This window comes from Bradyrhizobium sp. YR681, from assembly GCF_000282615.1.
In the GTDB taxonomy this organism is placed as follows: domain Bacteria; phylum Pseudomonadota; class Alphaproteobacteria; order Rhizobiales; family Xanthobacteraceae; genus Bradyrhizobium.
Map to the genome: position 1 here is coordinate 1 of NZ_AKIY01000171.1, position 1,010 is coordinate 1,010.

At 67.9% G+C, this 1,010-nt stretch carries 1 protein-coding gene; it reads right to left on the reverse strand.

The window, feature by feature from the left end:
- Positions 1 to 174 precede the first annotated feature (174 nt).
- A partial coding sequence (locus tag PMI42_RS12880; protein ID WP_008134673.1) for a LysR family transcriptional regulator occupies positions 175 to 1,010 on the reverse strand: 836 nt, incomplete at its 5' end.

Sequence of the window (1,010 nt, forward strand, 5' to 3'; positions counted from 1 at the left end):
TTCTGTAAAGGCGAATATTTTCGCGCCAGCGCATTGACCCGGCGGTTGGGTGTTTTGCCCGCCGGGCAACACAAGGTCTCGTAGCCCGGATGGAGCGCAGCGTAATCCGGGAATCGAGCCGCGTGGGCAAAGTCCCGGATTGCGCTGCGCTCCATCCGGGCTACGAAACGCCGCTTACAGCTTCGCCTCGGCAAAAATGCCGGAGATCCAGTCCAGGAAGACGCGCAGGCGTAGCGCGAGCTGGCGATTCTGCGGATAGAGCGCGCAGAGCGGCGTCGGCGACGGCGGATAGTCGGCCAGCACTTCGACCAGCGCGCCGCTGGCGAGATCGTCCGCGAAGCGATAGCGCGGCGCCTGCGCGAGGCCGAAGCCGAGCCGAGCCAGATCGGCCATGGTGTCGGAATTGTTGACGCGAACCCGGCTCGGTAGCACGATTTGCCGCAGTGAGCCTGCGACGGAAAATTCCAGCGGCAGCACGTCGCCGGTGCGCGACGACACGAAGGCCACCATCTGATGGCGGTCGAGCGCATCCGGCGTCGCGGGCATGCCGTGGCTGGCGAGATAGGCCGGGCTCGCCACCGTGATCTCCGCGATGGTGCCGAGGCGGCGCAGGATCATCCCGCTGTCCTCGGGCTCGCCCGACCGGATCACGCAGTCGATGCCCTCGCGCACGAGATCGACCAGACGGTCGCCCTGCCCGATCTGCAAGTCGAGCTGCGGATAGCGCGCCAGGAACGCCGGCAGATGCGGCAGGATGAAGGTGCGGGTCAGCAGCGGATGCGCATCGATGCGCAGCAGGCCGCGCGGCCGCGTATCGCGCATCGCGGTTTCGGCTTCCTCGACGTCCGCCAGGATGGCGACACAACGGCGGTAATAGTCCTCGCCGTCGAGCGTCGGCGTGACATGACGCGTCGTCCGTTCGAGCAGGCGCGCGCCCAGCCGCGCCTCGAGCGTCCGCAGGACTTCGCTCGCCGTCGAGCGGGGAATGCCGAGATCGGCTGGGGCCGCCG